The sequence below is a fragment of the Lachnospira hominis (ex Hitch et al. 2025) genome, assembly GCF_040096395.1.
GTDB lineage: Bacteria > Bacillota > Clostridia > Lachnospirales > Lachnospiraceae > Lachnospira > Lachnospira hominis.
On the sequence record NZ_JBBMES010000001.1, the window covers coordinates 330,062 to 349,457 of the forward strand.

Genomic DNA, 19,396 nt, shown 5'->3' on the forward strand with positions numbered 1-19,396 from the left:
GAGAGTAATATGGATATTAAGATAAATGAATTGTCAGCAAAAACATTTAACTGGCTGGGAATGAATGAAAGCGTTGTCAAAGATGTGCCGGAATTTGAGTGCGGAAGCATGGTTGTGACAACTCCTGACGAAGTTACATGTGAAAGAGAACTTGTGGACAGTATTGCACTTTCCGGCATTGACAAAGAAACAAGTGGCATGGGAAGAGATATTGATGAACTTATAAGTGATTCAGGCGTAAACAGCTTTGTTTTAAAGACAAAACCGGGAATTACATCGTCAAAACCGGCTATAGTAAAAGTGCCTGCTGATGCGGGAACAATTAACAAGCTTGTTATTGAGACGGATAAGGACAGCATAATAACTGTTGTGATGGATTATCTTTCAGACAGTCTGCATGATGAAGAAAAAAATAAAATGTTTGGTGTCCAGACAAGAATACAGGCCGGAAGCGGCTCAAAAGTTAATCTTGTCCAGCTGTTAAGACATTCTTCAGATTATTCATGCCTTAATGATATCGGGGCGGTTCTTGATGATAATGCACGACTTAACATAGTACAGGTTATACTTGATGGCGATAAAAATTATATGGGTTGCCGTGTTGTTCTTAAAGGAAAAGGAAGTTCATTAAAGACTGATATCGGTTATATGGTAAACAATGACGGCAGACTTGATATGAACTATGAAGCCGTTCATGAAGGAAAAGTTACAGAGAGTGAAATAAATGCAGCCGGTGTATTGAAAAACGGTGCATTTAAGCTGTTCAGAGGTACAATTGATTTTAAGAAAGGGGCAGCCGGTGCTGTAGGTAACGAAAAAGAGGATGTGCTCTTGCTTGATGATAATGTTGTAAACCAGACAATTCCTATTATTTTATGTGCTGAGGAAGATGTTGAAGGTAACCATGGTGCAACAATAGGTGAGCTTGATGAGCAGATAATGCTTTATATGCAGTCAAGAGGTCTCAGCCGTGAACAGGTATATGAAGAAATGTCAAAGGCAAGAATTAAGGCGGTATGTAATCTTATACCGGATGAGGATACTAAAAATATGATGAGTGATTACCTTGAAGGTGAACAGTTACTTGAAAATGGAGGCGAGCAGGAGAATGAATAAAGAGCAGTTCAGACAACAGGGGATTGAAATAAGAAAAGATTTTCCGCTTTTTAATTCTGCTGATGTTGTATATCTTGACAATGCTGCAACTTCACAAAAGCCTGAATGTGTAATACAGGCAGAGCGTGATTTCTATGAAAAGTCAAATGCAAATCCGCTTCGAGGTCTTTACGCACTTGCTGAGAAAGCAACAAAAGAGTATGAAGATGCAAGAAAGACAGTTGCAGATTTTATCGGTGCAGCAGATTCATCAGAAATCATATTTACAAGAAATGCAACTGAAGGACTTAATCTTGCCGCATACTGCCTTTCACAGATAATGTTAAAAGAAGACGATGAGATTGTTGTAAGCATCATGGAACATCACAGCAATCTTTTACCATGGCAGCAGGCCGCAAGAAGAACAGGTGCGGTTCTTAAATTTATTGAATGTTCAAAAGACGGCGTTATAACAGATGAAGCTTTTGAAAATGCTATAACAGATAAGACGAAAATAGTTGCAATGACACAGATTTCCAATGTACTTGGAAGTAAGAATGATATAAAGAAATATGCTTCATATTGCCATGACAGAGGAATTGTTTTTGTTGCTGATGGAGCACAGAGTGTTCCGCATATTCCTGTTAATGTCCAGGAACTTGGAGTGGACTTCCTTTCATTTTCGGGACATAAAATGTTTGCACCTATGGGAATTGGCGTATTATATGGAAGGAAATCACTTCTTGAGCAGATGCCACCATTTCTTTATGGTGGTGAAATGATTGAATCCGTTACAAGAGAAAGTGCGGTATATGCGGAGATTCCTCACAAGTTTGAAGCGGGAACAGTTAATGCGTCAGGTGCGGTTGCACTGGCAGAGGCGATAAGATATATCAACAAAACCGGATTTGATGTTATACAGGAAAGAGAAGATTATCTTACAAAGTATGCTTTTGAAAAAATGACAGCCGTAAATGGTGTGCATATTATAGGCTCGCCTGATGCATCATCACATCACGGAATATTATCATTTACACTTGACGGAGTACATCCGCATGATGTAGCATCTATACTTGATGCAGATAATATAGGAGTGCGTGCCGGACACCACTGTGCACAGCCGCTTCTTGCATATCTTGGTATTTCTTCATCTACAAGAGTGAGTCTTGCATTTTACAATACATGTGAAGAAATAGATACATTTGTGGATAGTCTTTCACAGATAAGGAGACAGATGGGTTATGGAGAATAAGACATTCTATAATGAGGTACTGACAGACCACAATCTTCATCCTGGTCATAAGCATGCACTTGATGATGCCAATATGATTCTTGAGGGTGTTAATCCAAGCTGTGGTGATGACATTTTTCTCAATCTTAAATTTGAGGACGGAGTTATCAAAGATGGTTCATTTCAGGGTGACGGCTGTGCTATATCACAGGCTTCAGCTGATATGATGCTTGATCTGATTGTTGGAAAAACAAAAGAAGAAGCTTTACAGCTTGCTGATATTTTTTTGAGAATGATAAAGGGTGAAGCATCAGATGATGAAATTGACCAGCTTGAGGAAGCATCAGTATTAAAGGATATTTCGCATATGCCGGCAAGAGTAAAATGTGCTGTGCTTGGATGGCGTACATTAAATGAAATGTTTAAAGATGGTAAATAAGTACTATTGGTGAGCTTATATTTCCCTGTTACATTTACAGCTAATATATTTAGGTGTTATAATTATATGCAACAAAGATGTATTAGCTAATGATGTAATCAGGGGATTTTATTTTATGAAACAGAAGAAAAACGGTTTTTTTATTACAATTATGCTGCTTTTGATATCGTTGGCTTTTATTGTGACGGTATCAGTTGTATTTAATAATATAAAGACAAATCTTGAACTCGAAATTATTTCGAGTCTCAGTGAGGAAGCTGAAGAGAATGCAGCTTTGATTAAAAAAGAGATTGATGCAAAATTTGGTGTATTGCAAAGTTTTGCAAATGAATTATCGTCAACAGGTGATGAGATTGCAGAGATTCGCGATATGCAGAGTTTCGTTGAAGTGTATAATTTTAGAAGAATGGGATTTGTTGACCTTAATGGTATTGCGAAGACGACAGATGGATTTGAAAAAGATTTGTCATTCAGGGAATTCTATCAGGTTGGTCTTAAAGGTGAATCATTTATTACAGAATCGCTTCAGGAGACTGTAGGTGATTATACAGAAGATATGATAAATATTCTCAGCGTTCCTGTATATGATAATAAAGGTGAGATTAAGGGCGTGTTGTTTGCTACATATCTTACAGAAAAATTTCACGAAGTGATATTTTCAGATTCATTTCAGGGTGAAGGATATACATATATTGTTGCCGGCGATGGTGATGTAATATCATCATATGGTGACGGGATGCAGAAAGAATATGATAATATTTTCATATATACAGGTGATGCGGCACAATATGACGATGCCATACAGGAAAAAGTTGAAAATGATATGCGGGAGAAGCTTAGCAGGGTTGGTATAGGTGTTAATGAGGATAACGATAAGTATTTTTATTGCTATAAACCACTCGAGATTGAGTCTGCTGATATGAATTGGTATATTTTCTCTATTGAACCAAAGAGTGTTCTTGATGAAAGAATGCATCCTATAATGAGAGATATACAGTTTCTTACAGTTATCCTTATATGTATCCTTGTTATGGCTAATATTATATTCTTATATTACAATGTAAGAAGAAGACAGGAATTATTCAGGCTTGCATATAAAGATAGTATTACAGGTGGAGATAATTTCTCAAATTTCAAGGAAAAAGCAAAGAAGTATGAAAATACAGAAGGATATGTAATTGCACTTGATATAAGTGAGTTTAAGCTCGTCAATAATGTATGCGGCAACGCCCGTGGTGATGAAGTATTAAAGGCTATATGGGATGTCATAATGGCTAATTGCAATGATAATGAGCAGGCAGCCAGAGTTAATGCTGACAGGTTTGTAATATTTTGGATTGAAAGAAGCAAAAAGACAGTTACTTACCGTATCGAAAAGCTGATAAATGAGATTGAAGGCATATCAGAGCAGTTGAGCGTGCCTAGATTGTATCCTGTAATAGGAATACGTGCTGTAGAAAAGCTTGATGATGCAGATAAACGTTATGGTGAGGCATTGAGAGCTAAAGCACTTGTAAAGAACAGACGTGACCGTCATTATGCTTTTTATGATGAGATTGATTATGATACAATAGTTGAGAATAAAAAGCTGGAGAATGGTTTTGAGAAAGCACTTGCAGATAAGAAATTTGAAGTGTGGTATCAGCCTAAATTTAACTCACATACAGGTAAAATAGTTGGCTCAGAGGCACTTATCAGATGGCGTGCGGACGATGGTTCACTTATTTCACCCGGACGGTTTATTCCTTTGTTTGAAAAAAATGGTAATATAATAAGACTTGATGAATATGTATTCCGTGAAGTGTGCAGACAGCAGAAAGAATGGCAGGAAGAAGGGATTCAGATACTTCCTGTATCTGTAAACATTTCCAGATTCAGCCTCTACTATTCAAATGTTGTAGAAAAATATGAGAGGATAATTAACTATTATGATGTGGATCATAAGTATGTACAGATAGAGATTACAGAGAGTGCAATAATTGAAAATACTGTGATTGTTGAACTTATACAGAAATTCCATGATGCAGGTTTCGATATTCTTCTGGACGATTTTGGAAGTGGATATTCATCACTTGCATCTCTTAACCAGATGCCATTTGATACAATTAAGCTTGATAAAAGCCTTGTTGATTATGTTGGCAATGAAAATGGTGAGAAGCTTCTTAAATTTATTGTACAGCTTGTCCAGAGTCTTGGAATGAAGATAACAGCAGAAGGGGTAGAATATAAAGAACAGCTTGATTTTCTTGAAAATCTTAACTGTGATGACATACAGGGGTTCTATTTTTCAAAACCTCTTATGTTAGCAGATTTTTCAGCAAAACTGACGGAAAATAATTAATAAATAAAACTATTGAAATGCTAGGAAATAAAGTGATAAGCGGATGCCTGAAGCATCCGCTTATATTATGAAAGAGGATAGAATCTATGCTTACACAATTTTCAAGAACAGAGCTTCTGCTTGGTAAAGAAGCAATGGATAAACTTGCAGCTTCAAGAGTTGCGGTGTTCGGAGTCGGCGGAGTCGGCGGATATGTATGCGAGGCACTTGTGAGAAGTGGTGTCGGTGCATTTGACCTGATAGATGATGATAAGGTTTGTCTTACAAACCTTAATAGACAGATAATTGCGACAAGAAAAACAGTCGGGCAGTATAAAACAGAAGTTATGCGTGACAGAATCCTTGAAATTAATCCTAAGGCGGATGTGAGAATTCACAAATGTTTTTTTCTGCCTGAAAATGCAGATGAATTTCCATTTGATGAGTATGACTATATAGTTGATGCAGTTGATACTGTTACAGCAAAAATTGAGCTTGTAATGAAAGCCAACGAGATGAATATTCCGATTATAAGCAGCATGGGAGCAGGAAATAAACTTGAACCAAGCATGTTTCAGGTGGCTGATATATATAAGACAAAGGTATGCCCTCTTGCAAAAGTTATGCGAAGAGAGTTAAAGAAACGTGGAATTAAGAAGCTGAAAGTTGTATATTCAGAAGAAAAGCCGGTAAGACCTCTTGAAGATATGGCGATAAGCTGTCGTACAAACTGCATATGTCCACCTGGTGCACAGCATAAATGCACGGAGAGAAGAGTTATTCCGGGCAGTACAGCATTTGTTCCGTCTGTTGTTGGACTTATAATAGCAGGTGAAGTTGTTAAAGATTTATGTGATTATAAAAGACGTGACGAATAAAGCAAGGAGAATTTATGGCAGATATTACAGAAAACCAGCAGATTAAATATGAAAAGCTGAAGCAGTATATTAAAGAATTAGGCTCTGTTGCAGTGGCATTTTCAAGTGGAGTTGATTCTACGTTTTTGTTAAAGGCAGCACATGATGTGCTCGGTGATAACGCCATAGCTGTCACAGCACGTTCATGTTCATTTCCTAAAAGAGAACTCAATGAGGCAGTGGATTTCTGCAAAAAAGAGGGAATAAGACATTTTATATGTGATTCTGAAGAATTAAAAATAGAAGGATTTGCCCAGAATCCGAAAAACAGATGTTATCTTTGTAAACATGAACTTTTTGAAGAAATCAAAAAAATTGCTGATGAAAATGGAATTGCATGTATTGCAGAAGGCTCCAATATGGACGATAATGGGGATTACAGGCCAGGACTTAAAGCAGTTGCCGAGCTTGGCATAAAGAGCCCATTAAGAGAGAGCAAAATGACAAAGGACGATATAAGAGCATTGTCAAAAATGCTGGGACTTCCTACATGGAACAAACAGTCATTTGCCTGTCTTTCTTCAAGATTTGTATATGGAGAGACTATTAATGAAGAGAAGCTGGGAATGGTAGACAAAGCAGAGCAGCTTCTTCTTGATATGGGATTTCATCAGGTAAGAGTAAGAATTCATGGTATGATGGCAAGAATTGAAATTGAACCGGCTGAATTTGATAAACTTATGAAAGAAGAAAACAGATTTAAAATTGTGCAGGAATTTAAAAAGTATGGTTTTACATATGTTACACTGGACCTTTTGGGATACAGATGTGGAAGTATGAATGAGACACTTAAAGACGAGGAGAAAAGATAAGTGAAAATTAGCAGTATTGTGGGAAAAGACAAATTGACACTGTCATTTGAAGTATTTCCGCCTAAGACGGATTCAGATTTTGAAAAAGTTAAAGAAGCTGCTTTTGGAGTGGCAGCAATAAAGCCGGCATATATAAGTGTTACATATGGTGCCGGTGGAAGTACAAGCACAAATACGCTTGCAATAGCAAAAGGAATTCAGGAAAAATACGGTGTTGCAACAATTGCACATCTTACATGCGTTGGAGCATCAAAAGATTCAATTATAAAATCACTTTCTGATATGAGAGATGCAGGAATAGAAAATGTACTTGCACTTCGTGGTGATAAGCCTAAGTGGTTTGATGGAGAACCTTTTAAAGAATACAAATATGCATCTGAACTTGTATCAACAATAAAAGAGTTTGGTGGTTTTTCTGTAGGTGGTGCATGTTATCCTGAAGTACACCCTGATTCAGCAAACAGACAGGAAGATATAATTAATCTTAAAAAGAAGGTTGATGCCGGATGTGAATTTCTTACAACACAGATGTTTTTTGATAACAGCGTTTATTATGATTTTGTTGAAAATGTGCGTAAAGCAGGAATTGATGTGCCGGTAATTCCGGGAATAATGCCTATTACAAGAGAATCACAGATTGAAAATGTAATAAAACTTTCAGGCTGTAAGATGCCACAGCAGTTTATTAAAATTGTAGACAGATTTAAAGAAGACAAAGCATCAATGAAGCAGGCAGGAATTATATATGCGACACAACAGATACTTGATTTATATGCAAACGGAGTGAAAAACGTCCATGTATATTCAATGAATGATTCATCTGTTGCAGGTGCAATTTACAATAATCTGTCTGATATTTTATCAATGTAAATAACGGAGTGCAGAGTATGAGTATATCAGTAAAAAGAATGAAAAAACTTTTAAAAGATGATTATCAGATTATAGATATAAGAAGTGCTGCTGAGATTGCACACGGCGAAATTCCGGGAGCAGTAATCGTGGCATCTGAAAATGTACTTGATAATAAAAATATAGATTATTCTAAAAAACTCATTATATGTTGTGCAAGAGGCGAGAAAAGCGAGGAGACAGCCAGGCTTTTACAGTCGGAAGGTTACGATGCACAAAGTCTTGAAGGTGGATTTGGGGCATGGCTTCTTGATAAAATGAGCATGACTGATGAAAATGAGAAGGCTTTTGAAGTAGAAAAGAGTCTCCGTAAAAAATTCAGAAAAGAAATATGGTCAAAGTTCACAAAGGCAGTTAATACATATGAACTTGTGAAACCAGGTGATAAAATTGCAGTCTGCATTTCAGGTGGCAAAGATTCAATGCTCATGGCAAAATGTTTTCAGGAATTAAAGCTTCATGACAAGTTTGATTTCGATGTGAAATTCCTTGTTATGGATCCGGGCTACAGTCCGAGAAACAGGCAGGTAATAGAGGAAAATGCAAGGATTCTTAATATACCGATTACCGTATTTGAATCTGATATTTTTGAGTCTGTATACAATATTGAAAAATCACCTTGTTATCTGTGTGCGAGAATGAGAAGAGGACATCTTTATGCGTATGCTAAAGAACTCGGATGTAATAAGATTGCACTTGGACATCATTATGATGATGTTATAGAGACGATACTTATGGGAATGCTTTACGGTGCACAGGTACAGACAATGATGCCTAAACTTCACAGCACGAATTTTGAGGGAATGGAGCTTATCCGCCCACTCTATCTTGTGAGAGAAGATGATATAAAAGCATGGCGTGATTATAATGGACTTAATTTTATCCAGTGTGCCTGCAAATTTACAGATACATGTACAACATGTAATAATGAAGAAAACCAGTCAAAGCGGGTTGAAATCAAGGAACTGATAAAAACATTGAAGCAGGTTAATCCTCATGTTGAGAGTAATATTTTCAGAAGCGTTGAAAATGTTAATATTGACACAGTTATTGCTTATAAGCAGAACGGTGTAAAGCATAATTTCCTTGATGAGTATGATAATAAATGAAATTTTCAGATATAAGTTTTGGGTCTTTTGGGAGTGAATGAGAATGATTTATCTTGATAATGCCGCAACAACAAAAGTAAACAAAAAAGTTTTAGAGTCAATGATGCCGTATTTTTCGGAAATTTACTGCAATCCTTCGGCTGCATACAGCTTTGCAACGAAGGGCAGGATTGCGATTGAAGAAGCGAGAAATCATGCGGCAAAGCTGATAGGTGCTTCTGATATGGAAATATATTTCACAAGCGGTGGAAGTGAATCTGATAATTGGGCGATTAAGGCTGTAGCAGAATCATTTTCTGATAAAGGGAAACATATTATTACAACAAAAATTGAGCATCATGCAGTGCTTCATACATGTGAATATCTTGAAAGACATGGATTTGATATAACATATCTGAATGTTGATTCAGATGGCAAAGTAAGATTGGATGAACTTAAAAAATCGATAAGAGAAGATACAATTCTTATTTCAGTAATGACAGCAAATAACGAAATAGGAACAATACAGCCGGTTGCAGAAATCGGTAAAATAGCACATGAAAAAGGAATACTTTTCCATACAGATGCAGTTCAGGCATATGGACATATACCAATTAATGTTGACGAGATGAATATTGATTTGCTGTCTGCAAGCGGACATAAGTTTAATGGTCCTAAGGGTGTCGGGATAATGTATATAAGAAAAGGAGTGAAAATCCGTTCATTCATACATGGCGGTTCGCAGGAGCGTGGCAGACGTGCCGGAACTTATAATGTACCGGGAATTGCAGGGCTTGGAACAGCGGCAAAGCTTGCAATGGAAAATATGGCAAAACGTGCTGAAAAAGAAAAAGAATTAAGAGATTATTTTATTGACAGAATATCTGCGGAAATTCCATATACTGTATTAAACGGACACAGAGAAGACAGGCTTCCTAACAATATTAATTTCTGTTTTCGATTTGTTGAGGGTGAGTCAGTACTTATAATGCTTGACCAGGCAGGAATCTGTGCATCGAGCGGTTCAGCGTGTACATCCGGTGCAATAGACCCGTCGCATGTTCTTCGTGCAATAGGTTTAAGCGATGAGATGGCACATGAATCACTCCGCCTCACTTTGTCATATGAGAATACAAAGGAAGAAATAGATACAGTAGTTGGGGAACTGAAGCGGATTGTTGAAAGACTTCGTGGAATGTCTCCGGCTTATAAGGCATTTTTAGGTGGGGAAAAAGAGTGAGTTTTGTTATTTGTAATATAATTGGTTAATAATTTTAAAATTGCTGTCGATATATTAAACACAAGGATGGTACTTTATTTCAACGGATTGATGTGAAATGGAGTGCTATCCTTTTTTATTTATTTACTGTTCGGACCTATTTGGAGAACAGGGTGGCTGTGAATGACGGAGCGGCCACGGAAAGGAGTTATATGGAGGTCAGCACAAGATATGCAAACGGTTTTTTGAATGAATATGGACAGGATTTGCATAAGGAAGAGAAAACGGAGTATGATTTTGCTTCGGAACTAAAAAACAAAATGCAGGAACATTCAGAATCAAAAAAAGAAACGGTTGATTCGAGAGAACTGTATTACAGGCAGGTATCGTATGCATCAGCGGATATTAAAAAGGCTGAAGATGAGCCGGCACAGGATGTTAAGATGAAAAATCTCGGAGTGGGATTTTTATTCGTTGGAGGTGTCGGACTTGGAATGTCAGCAGGGCAGATAATAAGTGACGATTCGGAAGATGTAATAGTAAGGGTTAAAATTGCCGTGGGAGAGGGCAAATGTGAAACTGTCGATGTCAATCTTTCGGAAGTCGATGTAAGAAATGCGTCAGCAGTTGAAATGTTTGCATTTTGTCAATATGCCGACAGTAACGGCACAGGTATCGATAACAAATGGGGAAGCTGGCATGCCTTAAAACAGGTATTATCGGCAAGTGGAAATGATTTACAGTATGCGACGCTAAACGATGCGGTTAATGAAAAACGTGATTGGGCAGCAGCATTGGCATCTTCAGGCAGTGTTCTTAAAAAAGAAGCAACGGGTGAATCAATAAGTGCGGCTGATATTTTGCGTATGCTTGAAGAAAATATCAGTAAGAATGCAAATGTTAAAGAATGTGTGTCTGTAAGCGAAGATGAAGATAAAAAACAAAGATACACAATTACGGCATTTGGTCCTGACGGCATAATAAGCAAGGAATATTGCGACGGTGTAGAGATTGGCTCATGGAGAATCAAGTACAAAAATGCAGGTGACTACGACAAAGTTATGGGGTTTTTGAATCGCTTTGACAATGACATAAATTTAGCATTTGCAGGCTCGCTGAAATTCTGGGAGAATTTTCTTAACGGTGATGTAAAAGAAGAAAAGTTACGGGTAACACATGAGGCATTTTTTAAGAATTTCGGACCAAATGCACCACAGAGCGTAAAAGATGCGTGGATAAAGGCGGCACAAAAGGTCGGTGTAAACAATCCCGGACAAAAAGAAAACGGTATGATGACTCATATTACGCAGTTGGATATACAAAGATTCATGCAGTGGAATAAAGGAATTTATGATACAGATGTGCTCGGCTCGACTGTGGAATCTGCAAGAAGTGCGGTTGAAAGTGCACTGTATGCTCTTGAAAATCCATTGTCTTTATCAGCAGATATTTCAGATGAAGCACGTGCGGCAAAGCAAAAAGAACGCGAATTTTATGAGGAATTTTTAAAACTGTTATAAATCACATGATGTTAAAAGCCACGTGGCTGGCACAAAACGGGCAAACGAAGATATGATGTTATAAAAACAGACATTTTATCACCATTTGCCTGTTTTTTTATGCTTTTATTTTTGTTAAAATAAAGACAAATAAAAGAAAGGCGGCGGTAGTTATGAAGATATTAAAGAAAATTAAAATTGATATGTGGATTAATGCTATTATGACTTTGATAATCGGAATTTTATTTATAGCAAGACCACAGGGAGCAATGGAAGTCACAGCGATTGTTGCTGGTGCTGTTATTTTTGCAAACGGACTTATAGACCTTATATATTATATGAACATATGGAGTGAATTGTATGTAAGAGGTGTGTTGTTTGAAGGAATATTAAAGTGTATATTGGGAATTTTTATTATTACACATTCAGGAATAACATCAATTCTGTTTTCGTATATATTCAGTATTTATATTATAATAAGTGGAATCATATGTCTGGAGACGGCAGTTTATATGCAGAAGGCATTTGGATTTAATGCGGGAATTTATGTAGTATTATCGTGTGTAGTTGTCATTGCCGGTATAATTATGATGTTTTTTTCTCCGGATACTGTAAAATCAGCTGCTCTCATGGCTGGGGTGATTTTTGTTATAAGTGGTGTTATTGATAGTATAATGTTATACCGCATACATAAGATAAGCAAAAATTTTGTTGGTGAAATTAAAGATATCGTTGATGAGATAGATGATATAAGATGAAAAAGTTAAGAAAAATAATTCCTGTTATTGCAATTTGTATAATAGGAATAATGCTTACGGTTATTGTTAAAAAATCCGGGCATCCGTTGACGGTAGATACAATTATTGAATACACGCCGGATAATACACTGCTTGCAATAGTTGTTATGCTTACATTTTTTGCGTTAAAAAGTCTTACGGTGGTTCTGCCGCTTTCTGTACTATATTTTGCATGTGGCATGATGTTTTCGCCATTTAGTGCATTGTTAGTAAGTACGGCAGGACTTGCTGTTACTATAACAATACCATATCTGATTGGCAAATATGCAGGTAAGCAGACAGTTAAAAGTATTTGTGAAAAGTATCCAAAAGCGGCACAGGTTGCGGTATATCAGCACAAAAATAATTTTTTCGCATGTTTTATAACAAGGATAGTTGGCTTTCTTCCGGGAGATATTGTAAGCCTTTATTTTGGGGCATGTGACGCACCATATGCGGAGTATCTTGCGGCGGGCATAGCGGGGTCAATGCTCAGCATTGTGACAACGACTTTATTGGGTGAAAAAATAAATAATCCGTTTTCAGTTGAATTTTTGATTATTCTGCTTTGCAGAATAGCGGTGTCTGTTGGGGCGATTGTGGTTAATTATGTTATGAATCACAGAAAATAATTTGAATTAACAACAAAAGAAGATCGAATGAGAACATGTTATATGCAGGCTTGTCTGGCATATGTTAATTTTGAAGGAATTTCTAATTCGGATGTTCGCAAAATATTTGGATTGGGAGAGAAAGAGAAAGCAAAGGCTTCAAGACTTCTTAACAGTGCTGTTGAAAGTGGATATATTAAAGTGATGAATCCCGACACTGCACCAAGATATAAAAAATATATCCCATATTGGGCGTGATTTAAGTTTCACTTTTATAAATTTATACAATAAACCAGATAAATAATATGTGATAAAGTGCCATAAAAATGCTTGTTTTGGGCGTTTGCATTTAACTGAATATGAAAATGTAATGATTTTTAAGTTTCGCTAATTTTCACTTTAAATAAAAAAATTTAAAAAAATTAGCACTCACCTCTTGACATTGCTAATAAAAAGGTATATAACATAGTCAAGAACAAAGGAAGAGAACAAAAAGAGATTAGGTAATGATTGAAAGAATCTATGAGTTTTCTATCCGGTTCCGAAAAAACTTGGTGTAATACATTGGGAAACCAATGCAGGCATAGCTGCTAGTGTTAAACAGATATGTAGGTTTGATATTAAAAAGGAGAGATGACTTATGTTAATGCCTAGTATTTTTGGAGAAAACTTATTTAACGATGATTGGATGAATTTTTCATTTCCTGAAGTTGACAAAGAACTTTATGGTAAACATGCAGGCAATGTTATGAAGACTGATGTAAGAGAAACAGATTCAGGCTATGAAGTAGATATTGATTTACCTGGATTTAAGAAAGATGAAATCAATGCACAGCTTGATAATGGTTATCTTACAATAAGTGCTTCTAAGGGTCTTGATAAGGAAGAGAAGAATAAAGAAGGCAAGTATATCCGTAAGGAACGTTATGCCGGTGCTATGAGCAGAAGCTTCTATGTTGGTGATGAAGTAACTCAGGCTGATATTAAGGCCAGATATGAAGATGGTATTTTAAGACTTTCAGTTCCTAAGAAAGAAAAGAAAGCTGTTGAAAATAACAAGTATATTGCTATTGAAGGGTAATAGCTGAAGTTTTTTAATAAAAATTTATCAATTATATTAAATAAAATGGAAAGGAAGCGATTGTTATGGATAAGAATCCAAAACATCCATTAAAGAAAAAGAAAGTTCATCAGAAGGTAAATGCAACAGCTGACCACAATATTGAGGAACAGTCAGTTACAGGAAAACATAAAAAACATATTTATGATTAATATGAACTATAATAATCCAATTTGATAGAATTGAAAACTGAATAAAATATTAAAGCCGTCAGGATTCGTTGATGTACGAATTCCGATGGCTTTTTTAATTAAATAACATTAGATATAAAAATTATGTTATAATTTAGAAAAATTATTAAGGTATTAAGAGTACAGTGCTTCGGCAGGAATCAATACAGACTGGCTGAATTTACAATTGGAAAGCTGAATAAAGCTTTATAATTATGGGAGAAATATATGATAAAAATTGATTTGATTACAGGATTTTTAGGAGCAGGCAAAACAACATTTATAAAAAAATATGCATCATATTTTATAAAACAGGGACAGACAGTTGGAATTCTTGAAAATGATTATGGTGCAATTAATGTTGATATGATGCTTTTGCAGGATTTGATGAGCGACAATTGTGAATTGGAGATGATTTCTGGCGGATGTGATGAAGAAACCCACAGGAGGCGTTTTAAGACAAAGCTGATTTCAATGGGAATGTGCGGCTATGACCGTGTTATAGTAGAACCATCAGGAGTATATGATATAGATGAATTTTTTGATGTTATACATGATGAGCCGCTTGATAAATGGTATGAGCCGGGAAATATCATTGCGATTGCCGATGCGTCAGCAGCAGATAATTTATCAGAAAAATCGTCATATGTTCTGGCATCTGAGATTTCATGTGCCGGAAAAATCATACTTAGCCATTCAGATGAAGCGGACGAACAAAAAATAAAAGACACAATTGATTATATTAATTTATCATTAAAGGACATTGGCTGCAAAAGACAGATAGGAATGAGTGATATAAAAAAAGGAATTCTTAATCTGACTGATGAAGATTTAAAAGAAATTGCAGAATGTGGATACAGACTTAATTCGTACCAGAAGCAGGATATTAATATGCAGGACGGAAAATTTGCTTCACTTTATTTTATGAATACAGGGTTGGGAAGTGAAGATGTAAAAAAGGCAGCGGAAAATATATTTGCTGATAAAAAATGTGGAAATATAATCCGCATAAAAGGATTTTTTAAAGAAAATGACAAATGGTATGAAGTCAATGCGATAAAGAAAAAAACCAGTATTAATGAAATACAGGAAGGACAGGATGTTATAATTATTATAGGTGAAAATCTCAATGCTGACATTGTTGGAAATTATATAGGAAAGCATGATTAATCTGAAAATATATTCATATTTATGTAAGCTTTCATATGTAATTGCAAGAGCATACCAGAATGGAGACTTTTAAAAATTTCATGCAAAAGCATAATATTTACACAAAAACGACATATTTTTTTACAGGCGGTGCCTATTATAATCTTAGAAAAAAGATTAGGAGGTGTCGCTTGTGTTATTTAATCGGAAAAAAACGGGAAAAGGCCATTTGGCGTGGGGGGGATTTTCTATGGCATAGCATTGACGGGATTTACAGTGTATACATTGCTGATGTTACAGTGAGTGATGTGTCATTTCTGCGGGCGGGGCTTGCAAATGGTGTTTTTTGAAGAAATATAAAAGAGACAACATCAGATATTGCAAAAGAAAATAATGCGATTTTTGCGATTAACGGTGATTTTTATGGCAGGAAAAATATATCTTAAAACAAACACAAAGCATAATTCACAAAAATATAAAAAAATATTATGCAATTTTGTGAATTGTGCTTAAAAATGTAATGTGATACAATCAAGGAAACTAGAACTGTGAAAATAGTTTCCTTGATTTTTTGTTATGGTAACGATGGCAACGGAGGTGATGATGTACGGAAAATACAAAAGAAAGAATTTTACAGGCGGCAATTACCGCTTTTAATGAAAAAGGACTGAAGTTTACTATGGACGACCTTGCAGCGATTCTTGGTATGAGCAAGAAAACGATTTATAATGTGTTTTCTGATAAGAATTCGCTGTTTCTTGATATGGTTGATTACCTTTTTGACACGATAAAGGAAAGCGAACAAAAAATAGTGAAGGATACATCGCTTTCTACGATTGAGAAAATAAGGCATATTCTCGGTGTTATGCCGGAAAGCTATAAAGAAATCGATTTTGAGCAGCTTTATCTTTTAAAAGATAAATATCCGGACATATACAGGAAAGTTGAAAAAAGGCTTGAAAGTGGCTGGGAGACTACACTTGGACTTCTTGAACAGGGGATGAATGAGGGTGTGATAAGACATGTTAATCTTACAGTGTTTAAGATGATGATGGAGGCTTCGCTTGAGCAGTTTTTCCAAAGAGATATACTTGTGCGTGCGGATATGACATATGCACAGGGACTTAATGAAGTTGTAAGTATATTGCTTAATGGCATAGAGGAGGCGGATTATGGAAGATAAGTCAAAGAAAATTTATGGAAATGATATTGACAGGAGAGCATACAGAAAAGCTGTCAATTCTAAAAAGAGATTTGCAAAAAAATATGGGGATGATTCTAGGAAAAATTACCCGGTAACGGTAAATAAGAATAAGTATATCGGTGATGCACTCGGAGTTTACGATGTCCGTGTCGGCGATAAGTCAGAAGTTAAGGAAACAGAAAAATTTGATACAAAGTCGGGAATTATTGTAGGTAATATAAGAATGGGGTTCGGACATTACCGTATTTCAATGGCGATTGCATCCGCAGCTAATGCTATGGGATATGTCCCTTACTGGATGGATTTGAATTCTTACGAAGATACAACATGTACAAAGGTTATAAAAGCACAGAATGATTTATATTCGCTTGGTTCAAGACTTTCGCAGAAAAGCAGGCTGTTTAACCATTTTGTATGGGAACCCATGAATTACGAGGGTTTCAGAAAGCTTTCATATAATGCATCAGACCAGAAAAATGCCGAGCTTATGGCTCCTGTATATAAAAATGTTCCGAAAGAAATACCTGTAGTTGCGACGCATGTCTGGCCTGCACAGGCAGCAGTCCATGCAGGAATGAAATATGTTGTCAATGCGATTCCTGATAACTGGCCGATGGCACTTCATTTATCAGAGGGAAGCATACATACGATCCAGACACATTTTGCATATCAGGGATATAGGATTTTGAACGGAATGAATGGTAAAAAGGTTCTGAATCCAATGCCGTCAGAAAGTCTTATATACACAGGACATTATATAGACCATGAACTTGTTGCTGGTATAGAGACTGATTGTAAAGCAAGAAGGGAAAGAAAGAAAAATAAAAAGCCTATGAGATTTCTTCTTACAATAGGTGGTGCCGGTGCACAGAAAGAAATTTTTGCACATATAATCAGGTATCTGCTTCCTTATGTTAAGTCAGAAAAAGCAGCTCTTTATGTTAATGTCGGTGATTATAAAAATGTGTGGGATGATTTGGAACGTGAAATTCCTGAAATGTCAGATATTGCAATAAAACATTTCGATGACTGGGATGATACAACAAAGTTTGCAAATGATGCACTGACAGGTGACGTTACGGGAATTCACGGATTTTTCCATAAAAATATTTTTGAGGCGGTTTATTGTACTAATCTTTTGATGAGAAGTGCAGATGTGCTTGTCACAAAGCCAAGTGAACTTGCATTTTATCCGGTTCCGAAGCTTTTTATCAGGCGTGTCGGCGGACATGAGCAGTGGGGAGCAATCCATTCTGCCGAGATTGGAGACGGAACACTTGAATGTAGGGATATTCCGCATACATTGCAGATGATAAAGCTATTTATGAATGATGATAAGCTGCTTTGCGATATGTGCGATAATATCGAAGCAAATAAAAAAGCGGGTATTTACAACGGTGCATATGAGGCAGTCAAAATTGCTATGAATATGAAGAAGGAGTGAGATGAGTATGGGGCTTAATAAAAAAGAAATGGCATCATATGGTATTGGTGCGGTTGGAAAAGACATGGTATACATGTTCTGTGCAAGTTATATTTTATATTATTATCAGGATATTCTTGGGGTTAGTGCGATTGCCATGGGAATTATTCTTATGGCTGCGAGAGTATTTGATGCATTTAATGATCCTGTGATGGGTGTGATAGTTGCAAAGACGAGAACACGCTGGGGAAAGTTCCGCCCGTGGCTTTTTGTGGGAACTGCACTTAATGCGGTAGTTTTATATCTTATGTTTGCTGCACCACCTGCATTAAACGGAAGCGGTCTTGTTGCATATGCAGCGGTTACATATATTTTATGGGGTGTTACATATACGATGATGGACATTCCGTACTGGTCAATGATTCCTGCATTTACGGAAGGAGGCAGGGAGCGGGAAAATATGTCTACAATGGCTCGTTCATGTGCAGGAGCAGGTTCTGCAATTGTTACAGTAATAACAATGCAGTGTGTTTATCTTCTTGGAAATGGAAATGAATATACAGGATTTAAGTGGTTTGCACTTATAATTTCAATATTGTTTTTTGTATCAATTCTTATAACTTGTGTTAATATAAAAGAAAAGTCTACGGTTAATGTTGAAAGTGTATCAGTAAAGCAGATGTTTAAGGCACTCGTACAGAATGACCAGGCAGTTGCTGTGGTTGTGACAATTGTGCTTATCAATGCCTCTGTATACATAACTTCAAATCTTGTAATTTACTTTTTTAAATATGACTTTGGTGGTGCTGATTGGTATAATGGATATACACTTTTTAACACATTCGGCGGTGCGGTTCAGATTCTGTCAATGATGGTTCTGTTTCCGCTTCTTAGAAAATTCATGAACACAATGAAAATATTCTATGTAAGTTTTGCAATGGCAATCACAGGATATATAGTGCTTTTAATACTTGTATTTACATCAATGTCAAGCGTATTTGTTTTATTTATACCTGCATTTTTCATATTTGCGGCAAATGGAATGTTACTTGTACTGACTACGATTTTCCTTGCAAATACTGTAGATTATGGTGAACTTAAAAATAACAGGCGTGATGAGAGCGTGATTTTTTCTATGCAGACATTTGTTGTTAAACTGGCATCGGGTGTTGCTGCACTTGTAGTTTCAATCTGTCTGTCACTGAGCCATCTTAGCAGTAATACTGATGCAGATGCAGCTGTCACAACGGGCGGTTCGGTTGCAGGACTCAGAATGACAATGACTGTAATTCCTATAATCGGTCTTATTATTGCACTGATTTATTTTCACAAAAAATATATTCTTACAGACAAGAAAATGGAAGAGATTACAAAAGGCATTAAAGAGCGTAGAAACTGATTACTTATAAGGATG

20 protein-coding genes are annotated in these 19,396 nt (G+C 36.3%); all 20 read left to right on the forward strand.

From position 1 onward, the window contains the following. The first annotated feature begins 9 nt into the window (after window positions 1-9). The 20 genes from WMO38_RS01510 to WMO38_RS01605 all read left to right on the forward strand — a co-directional run bounded on the left by WMO38_RS01510 (window position 10) and on the right by WMO38_RS01605 (window position 19,381). A complete protein-coding gene (locus WMO38_RS01510) occupies window positions 10-1,116 on the forward strand; it encodes a SufB/SufD family protein (RefSeq protein ID WP_349161142.1) in 1,107 nt (368 codons plus the stop codon). Then, window positions 1,109-2,347, forward strand: coding sequence for an aminotransferase class V-fold PLP-dependent enzyme (locus WMO38_RS01515; RefSeq protein ID WP_349161143.1), 1,239 nt, complete (start codon window positions 1,109-1,111; stop codon window positions 2,345-2,347). Before WMO38_RS01510 ends, WMO38_RS01515 begins: the two co-directional genes overlap by 8 nt. Beyond that, a complete protein-coding gene (gene sufU, locus WMO38_RS01520) occupies window positions 2,337-2,765 on the forward strand; it encodes a Fe-S cluster assembly sulfur transfer protein SufU (RefSeq protein WP_021865395.1) in 429 nt (142 codons plus the stop codon). The genes WMO38_RS01515 and sufU overlap by 11 nt, the downstream gene beginning before the upstream one ends. Before the next feature lie 115 nt (window positions 2,766-2,880). After that, complete coding sequence (locus tag WMO38_RS01525) at window positions 2,881-5,106, forward strand: bifunctional diguanylate cyclase/phosphodiesterase (protein ID WP_349161145.1); 2,226 nt, start codon at window positions 2,881-2,883, stop codon at window positions 5,104-5,106. An 86-nt stretch (window positions 5,107-5,192) separates the two neighbouring features. Beyond that, entirely contained in the window at window positions 5,193-5,963 is a 771-nt protein-coding gene (locus WMO38_RS01530) for a tRNA threonylcarbamoyladenosine dehydratase (RefSeq protein WP_021865393.1), read from the forward strand. 14 nt (window positions 5,964-5,977) lie between these two features. Then, window positions 5,978-6,814 (forward strand): ATP-dependent sacrificial sulfur transferase LarE, encoded by an 837-nt coding sequence (gene larE, locus WMO38_RS01535; RefSeq protein WP_349161146.1) that lies wholly within the window; start codon window positions 5,978-5,980, stop codon window positions 6,812-6,814. Further along, entirely contained in the window at window positions 6,815-7,684 is an 870-nt protein-coding gene (metF, locus tag WMO38_RS01540) for a methylenetetrahydrofolate reductase [NAD(P)H] (RefSeq protein WP_021865391.1), read from the forward strand. 17 nt (window positions 7,685-7,701) lie between these two features. After that, complete coding sequence (locus WMO38_RS01545; RefSeq protein WP_349161148.1) at window positions 7,702-8,832, forward strand: PP-loop family protein; 1,131 nt, start codon at window positions 7,702-7,704, stop codon at window positions 8,830-8,832. 37 nt (window positions 8,833-8,869) lie between these two features. Next, on the forward strand, window positions 8,870-10,051 hold the full coding sequence (gene nifS / locus WMO38_RS01550; RefSeq protein ID WP_349161149.1) for a cysteine desulfurase NifS: 1,182 nt from the start codon (window positions 8,870-8,872) through the stop codon (window positions 10,049-10,051). A gap of 158 nt (window positions 10,052-10,209) precedes the next feature. Beyond that, entirely contained in the window at window positions 10,210-11,550 is a 1,341-nt protein-coding gene (locus WMO38_RS01555) for a hypothetical protein (protein ID WP_349161150.1), read from the forward strand. A 152-nt stretch (window positions 11,551-11,702) separates the two neighbouring features. Next, the gene (locus tag WMO38_RS01560; RefSeq protein WP_349161152.1) at window positions 11,703-12,287 is read left to right on the forward strand and encodes a DUF308 domain-containing protein; all 585 of its coding nucleotides are present in this window, start codon (window positions 11,703-11,705) and stop codon (window positions 12,285-12,287) included. Further along, entirely contained in the window at window positions 12,284-12,937 is a 654-nt protein-coding gene (locus WMO38_RS01565; RefSeq protein WP_349161154.1) for a TVP38/TMEM64 family protein, read from the forward strand. Before WMO38_RS01560 ends, WMO38_RS01565 begins: the two co-directional genes overlap by 4 nt. 27 nt (window positions 12,938-12,964) lie before the next feature. Further along, on the forward strand, window positions 12,965-13,174 hold the full coding sequence (locus WMO38_RS01570) for a hypothetical protein (protein ID WP_349161155.1): 210 nt from the start codon (window positions 12,965-12,967) through the stop codon (window positions 13,172-13,174). 382 nt (window positions 13,175-13,556) lie between these two features. Beyond that, a complete protein-coding gene (locus WMO38_RS01575) occupies window positions 13,557-13,997 on the forward strand; it encodes an Hsp20/alpha crystallin family protein (RefSeq protein ID WP_021866253.1) in 441 nt (146 codons plus the stop codon). A gap of 65 nt (window positions 13,998-14,062) precedes the next feature. After that, complete coding sequence (locus WMO38_RS01580; RefSeq protein ID WP_349161157.1) at window positions 14,063-14,188, forward strand: hypothetical protein; 126 nt, start codon at window positions 14,063-14,065, stop codon at window positions 14,186-14,188. 246 nt (window positions 14,189-14,434) lie between these two features. Continuing rightward, window positions 14,435-15,376 (forward strand): GTP-binding protein, encoded by a 942-nt coding sequence (locus tag WMO38_RS01585; protein ID WP_349161159.1) that lies wholly within the window; start codon window positions 14,435-14,437, stop codon window positions 15,374-15,376. A 170-nt stretch (window positions 15,377-15,546) separates the two neighbouring features. Further along, window positions 15,547-15,705 carry a hypothetical protein gene (locus tag WMO38_RS01590; RefSeq protein ID WP_349161160.1) on the forward strand — a complete coding sequence of 53 codons (159 nt, stop codon included), beginning with the start codon at window positions 15,547-15,549 and terminating at the stop codon, window positions 15,703-15,705. A 278-nt stretch (window positions 15,706-15,983) separates the two neighbouring features. Next, entirely contained in the window at window positions 15,984-16,538 is a 555-nt protein-coding gene (locus WMO38_RS01595; protein WP_349161196.1) for a TetR/AcrR family transcriptional regulator, read from the forward strand. Further along, window positions 16,528-18,003, forward strand: a complete 1,476-nt coding sequence (locus WMO38_RS01600) for a DUF6937 domain-containing protein (RefSeq protein ID WP_349161161.1) — start codon at window positions 16,528-16,530, stop codon at window positions 18,001-18,003. The genes WMO38_RS01595 and WMO38_RS01600 overlap by 11 nt, the downstream gene beginning before the upstream one ends. A gap of 7 nt (window positions 18,004-18,010) precedes the next feature. Further along, on the forward strand, window positions 18,011-19,381 hold the full coding sequence (locus WMO38_RS01605) for a glycoside-pentoside-hexuronide (GPH):cation symporter (RefSeq protein WP_349161163.1): 1,371 nt from the start codon (window positions 18,011-18,013) through the stop codon (window positions 19,379-19,381). Window positions 19,382-19,396 lie beyond the last annotated feature (15 nt).

Excerpts from the sequence above, each read along its gene's own strand:
- WMO38_RS01510 (WP_349161142.1), top strand. The coding sequence starts at position 10 with ATGGATATTAAGATAAATGAATTGTCAGCAAAAACATTTAACTGGCTG.
- WMO38_RS01515 (WP_349161143.1), top strand. The coding sequence starts at position 1,109 with ATGAATAAAGAGCAGTTCAGACAACAGGGGATTGAAATAAGAAAAGAT.
- sufU (WP_021865395.1), top strand. The coding sequence starts at position 2,337 with ATGGAGAATAAGACATTCTATAATGAGGTACTGACAGACCACAATCTT.
- WMO38_RS01525 (WP_349161145.1), top strand. The coding sequence starts at position 2,881 with ATGAAACAGAAGAAAAACGGTTTTTTTATTACAATTATGCTGCTTTTG.
- WMO38_RS01530 (WP_021865393.1), top strand. The coding sequence starts at position 5,193 with ATGCTTACACAATTTTCAAGAACAGAGCTTCTGCTTGGTAAAGAAGCA.
- larE (WP_349161146.1), top strand. The coding sequence starts at position 5,978 with ATGGCAGATATTACAGAAAACCAGCAGATTAAATATGAAAAGCTGAAG.
- WMO38_RS01545 (WP_349161148.1), top strand. The coding sequence starts at position 7,702 with ATGAGTATATCAGTAAAAAGAATGAAAAAACTTTTAAAAGATGATTAT.
- nifS (WP_349161149.1), top strand. The coding sequence starts at position 8,870 with ATGAGAATGATTTATCTTGATAATGCCGCAACAACAAAAGTAAACAAA.
- WMO38_RS01560 (WP_349161152.1), top strand. The coding sequence starts at position 11,703 with ATGAAGATATTAAAGAAAATTAAAATTGATATGTGGATTAATGCTATT.
- WMO38_RS01565 (WP_349161154.1), top strand. The coding sequence starts at position 12,284 with ATGAAAAAGTTAAGAAAAATAATTCCTGTTATTGCAATTTGTATAATA.
- WMO38_RS01570 (WP_349161155.1), top strand. The coding sequence starts at position 12,965 with ATGAGAACATGTTATATGCAGGCTTGTCTGGCATATGTTAATTTTGAA.
- WMO38_RS01575 (WP_021866253.1), top strand. The coding sequence starts at position 13,557 with ATGTTAATGCCTAGTATTTTTGGAGAAAACTTATTTAACGATGATTGG.
- WMO38_RS01580 (WP_349161157.1), top strand. The coding sequence starts at position 14,063 with ATGGATAAGAATCCAAAACATCCATTAAAGAAAAAGAAAGTTCATCAG.
- WMO38_RS01585 (WP_349161159.1), top strand. The coding sequence starts at position 14,435 with ATGATAAAAATTGATTTGATTACAGGATTTTTAGGAGCAGGCAAAACA.
- WMO38_RS01600 (WP_349161161.1), top strand. The coding sequence starts at position 16,528 with ATGGAAGATAAGTCAAAGAAAATTTATGGAAATGATATTGACAGGAGA.
- WMO38_RS01605 (WP_349161163.1), top strand. The coding sequence starts at position 18,011 with ATGGGGCTTAATAAAAAAGAAATGGCATCATATGGTATTGGTGCGGTT.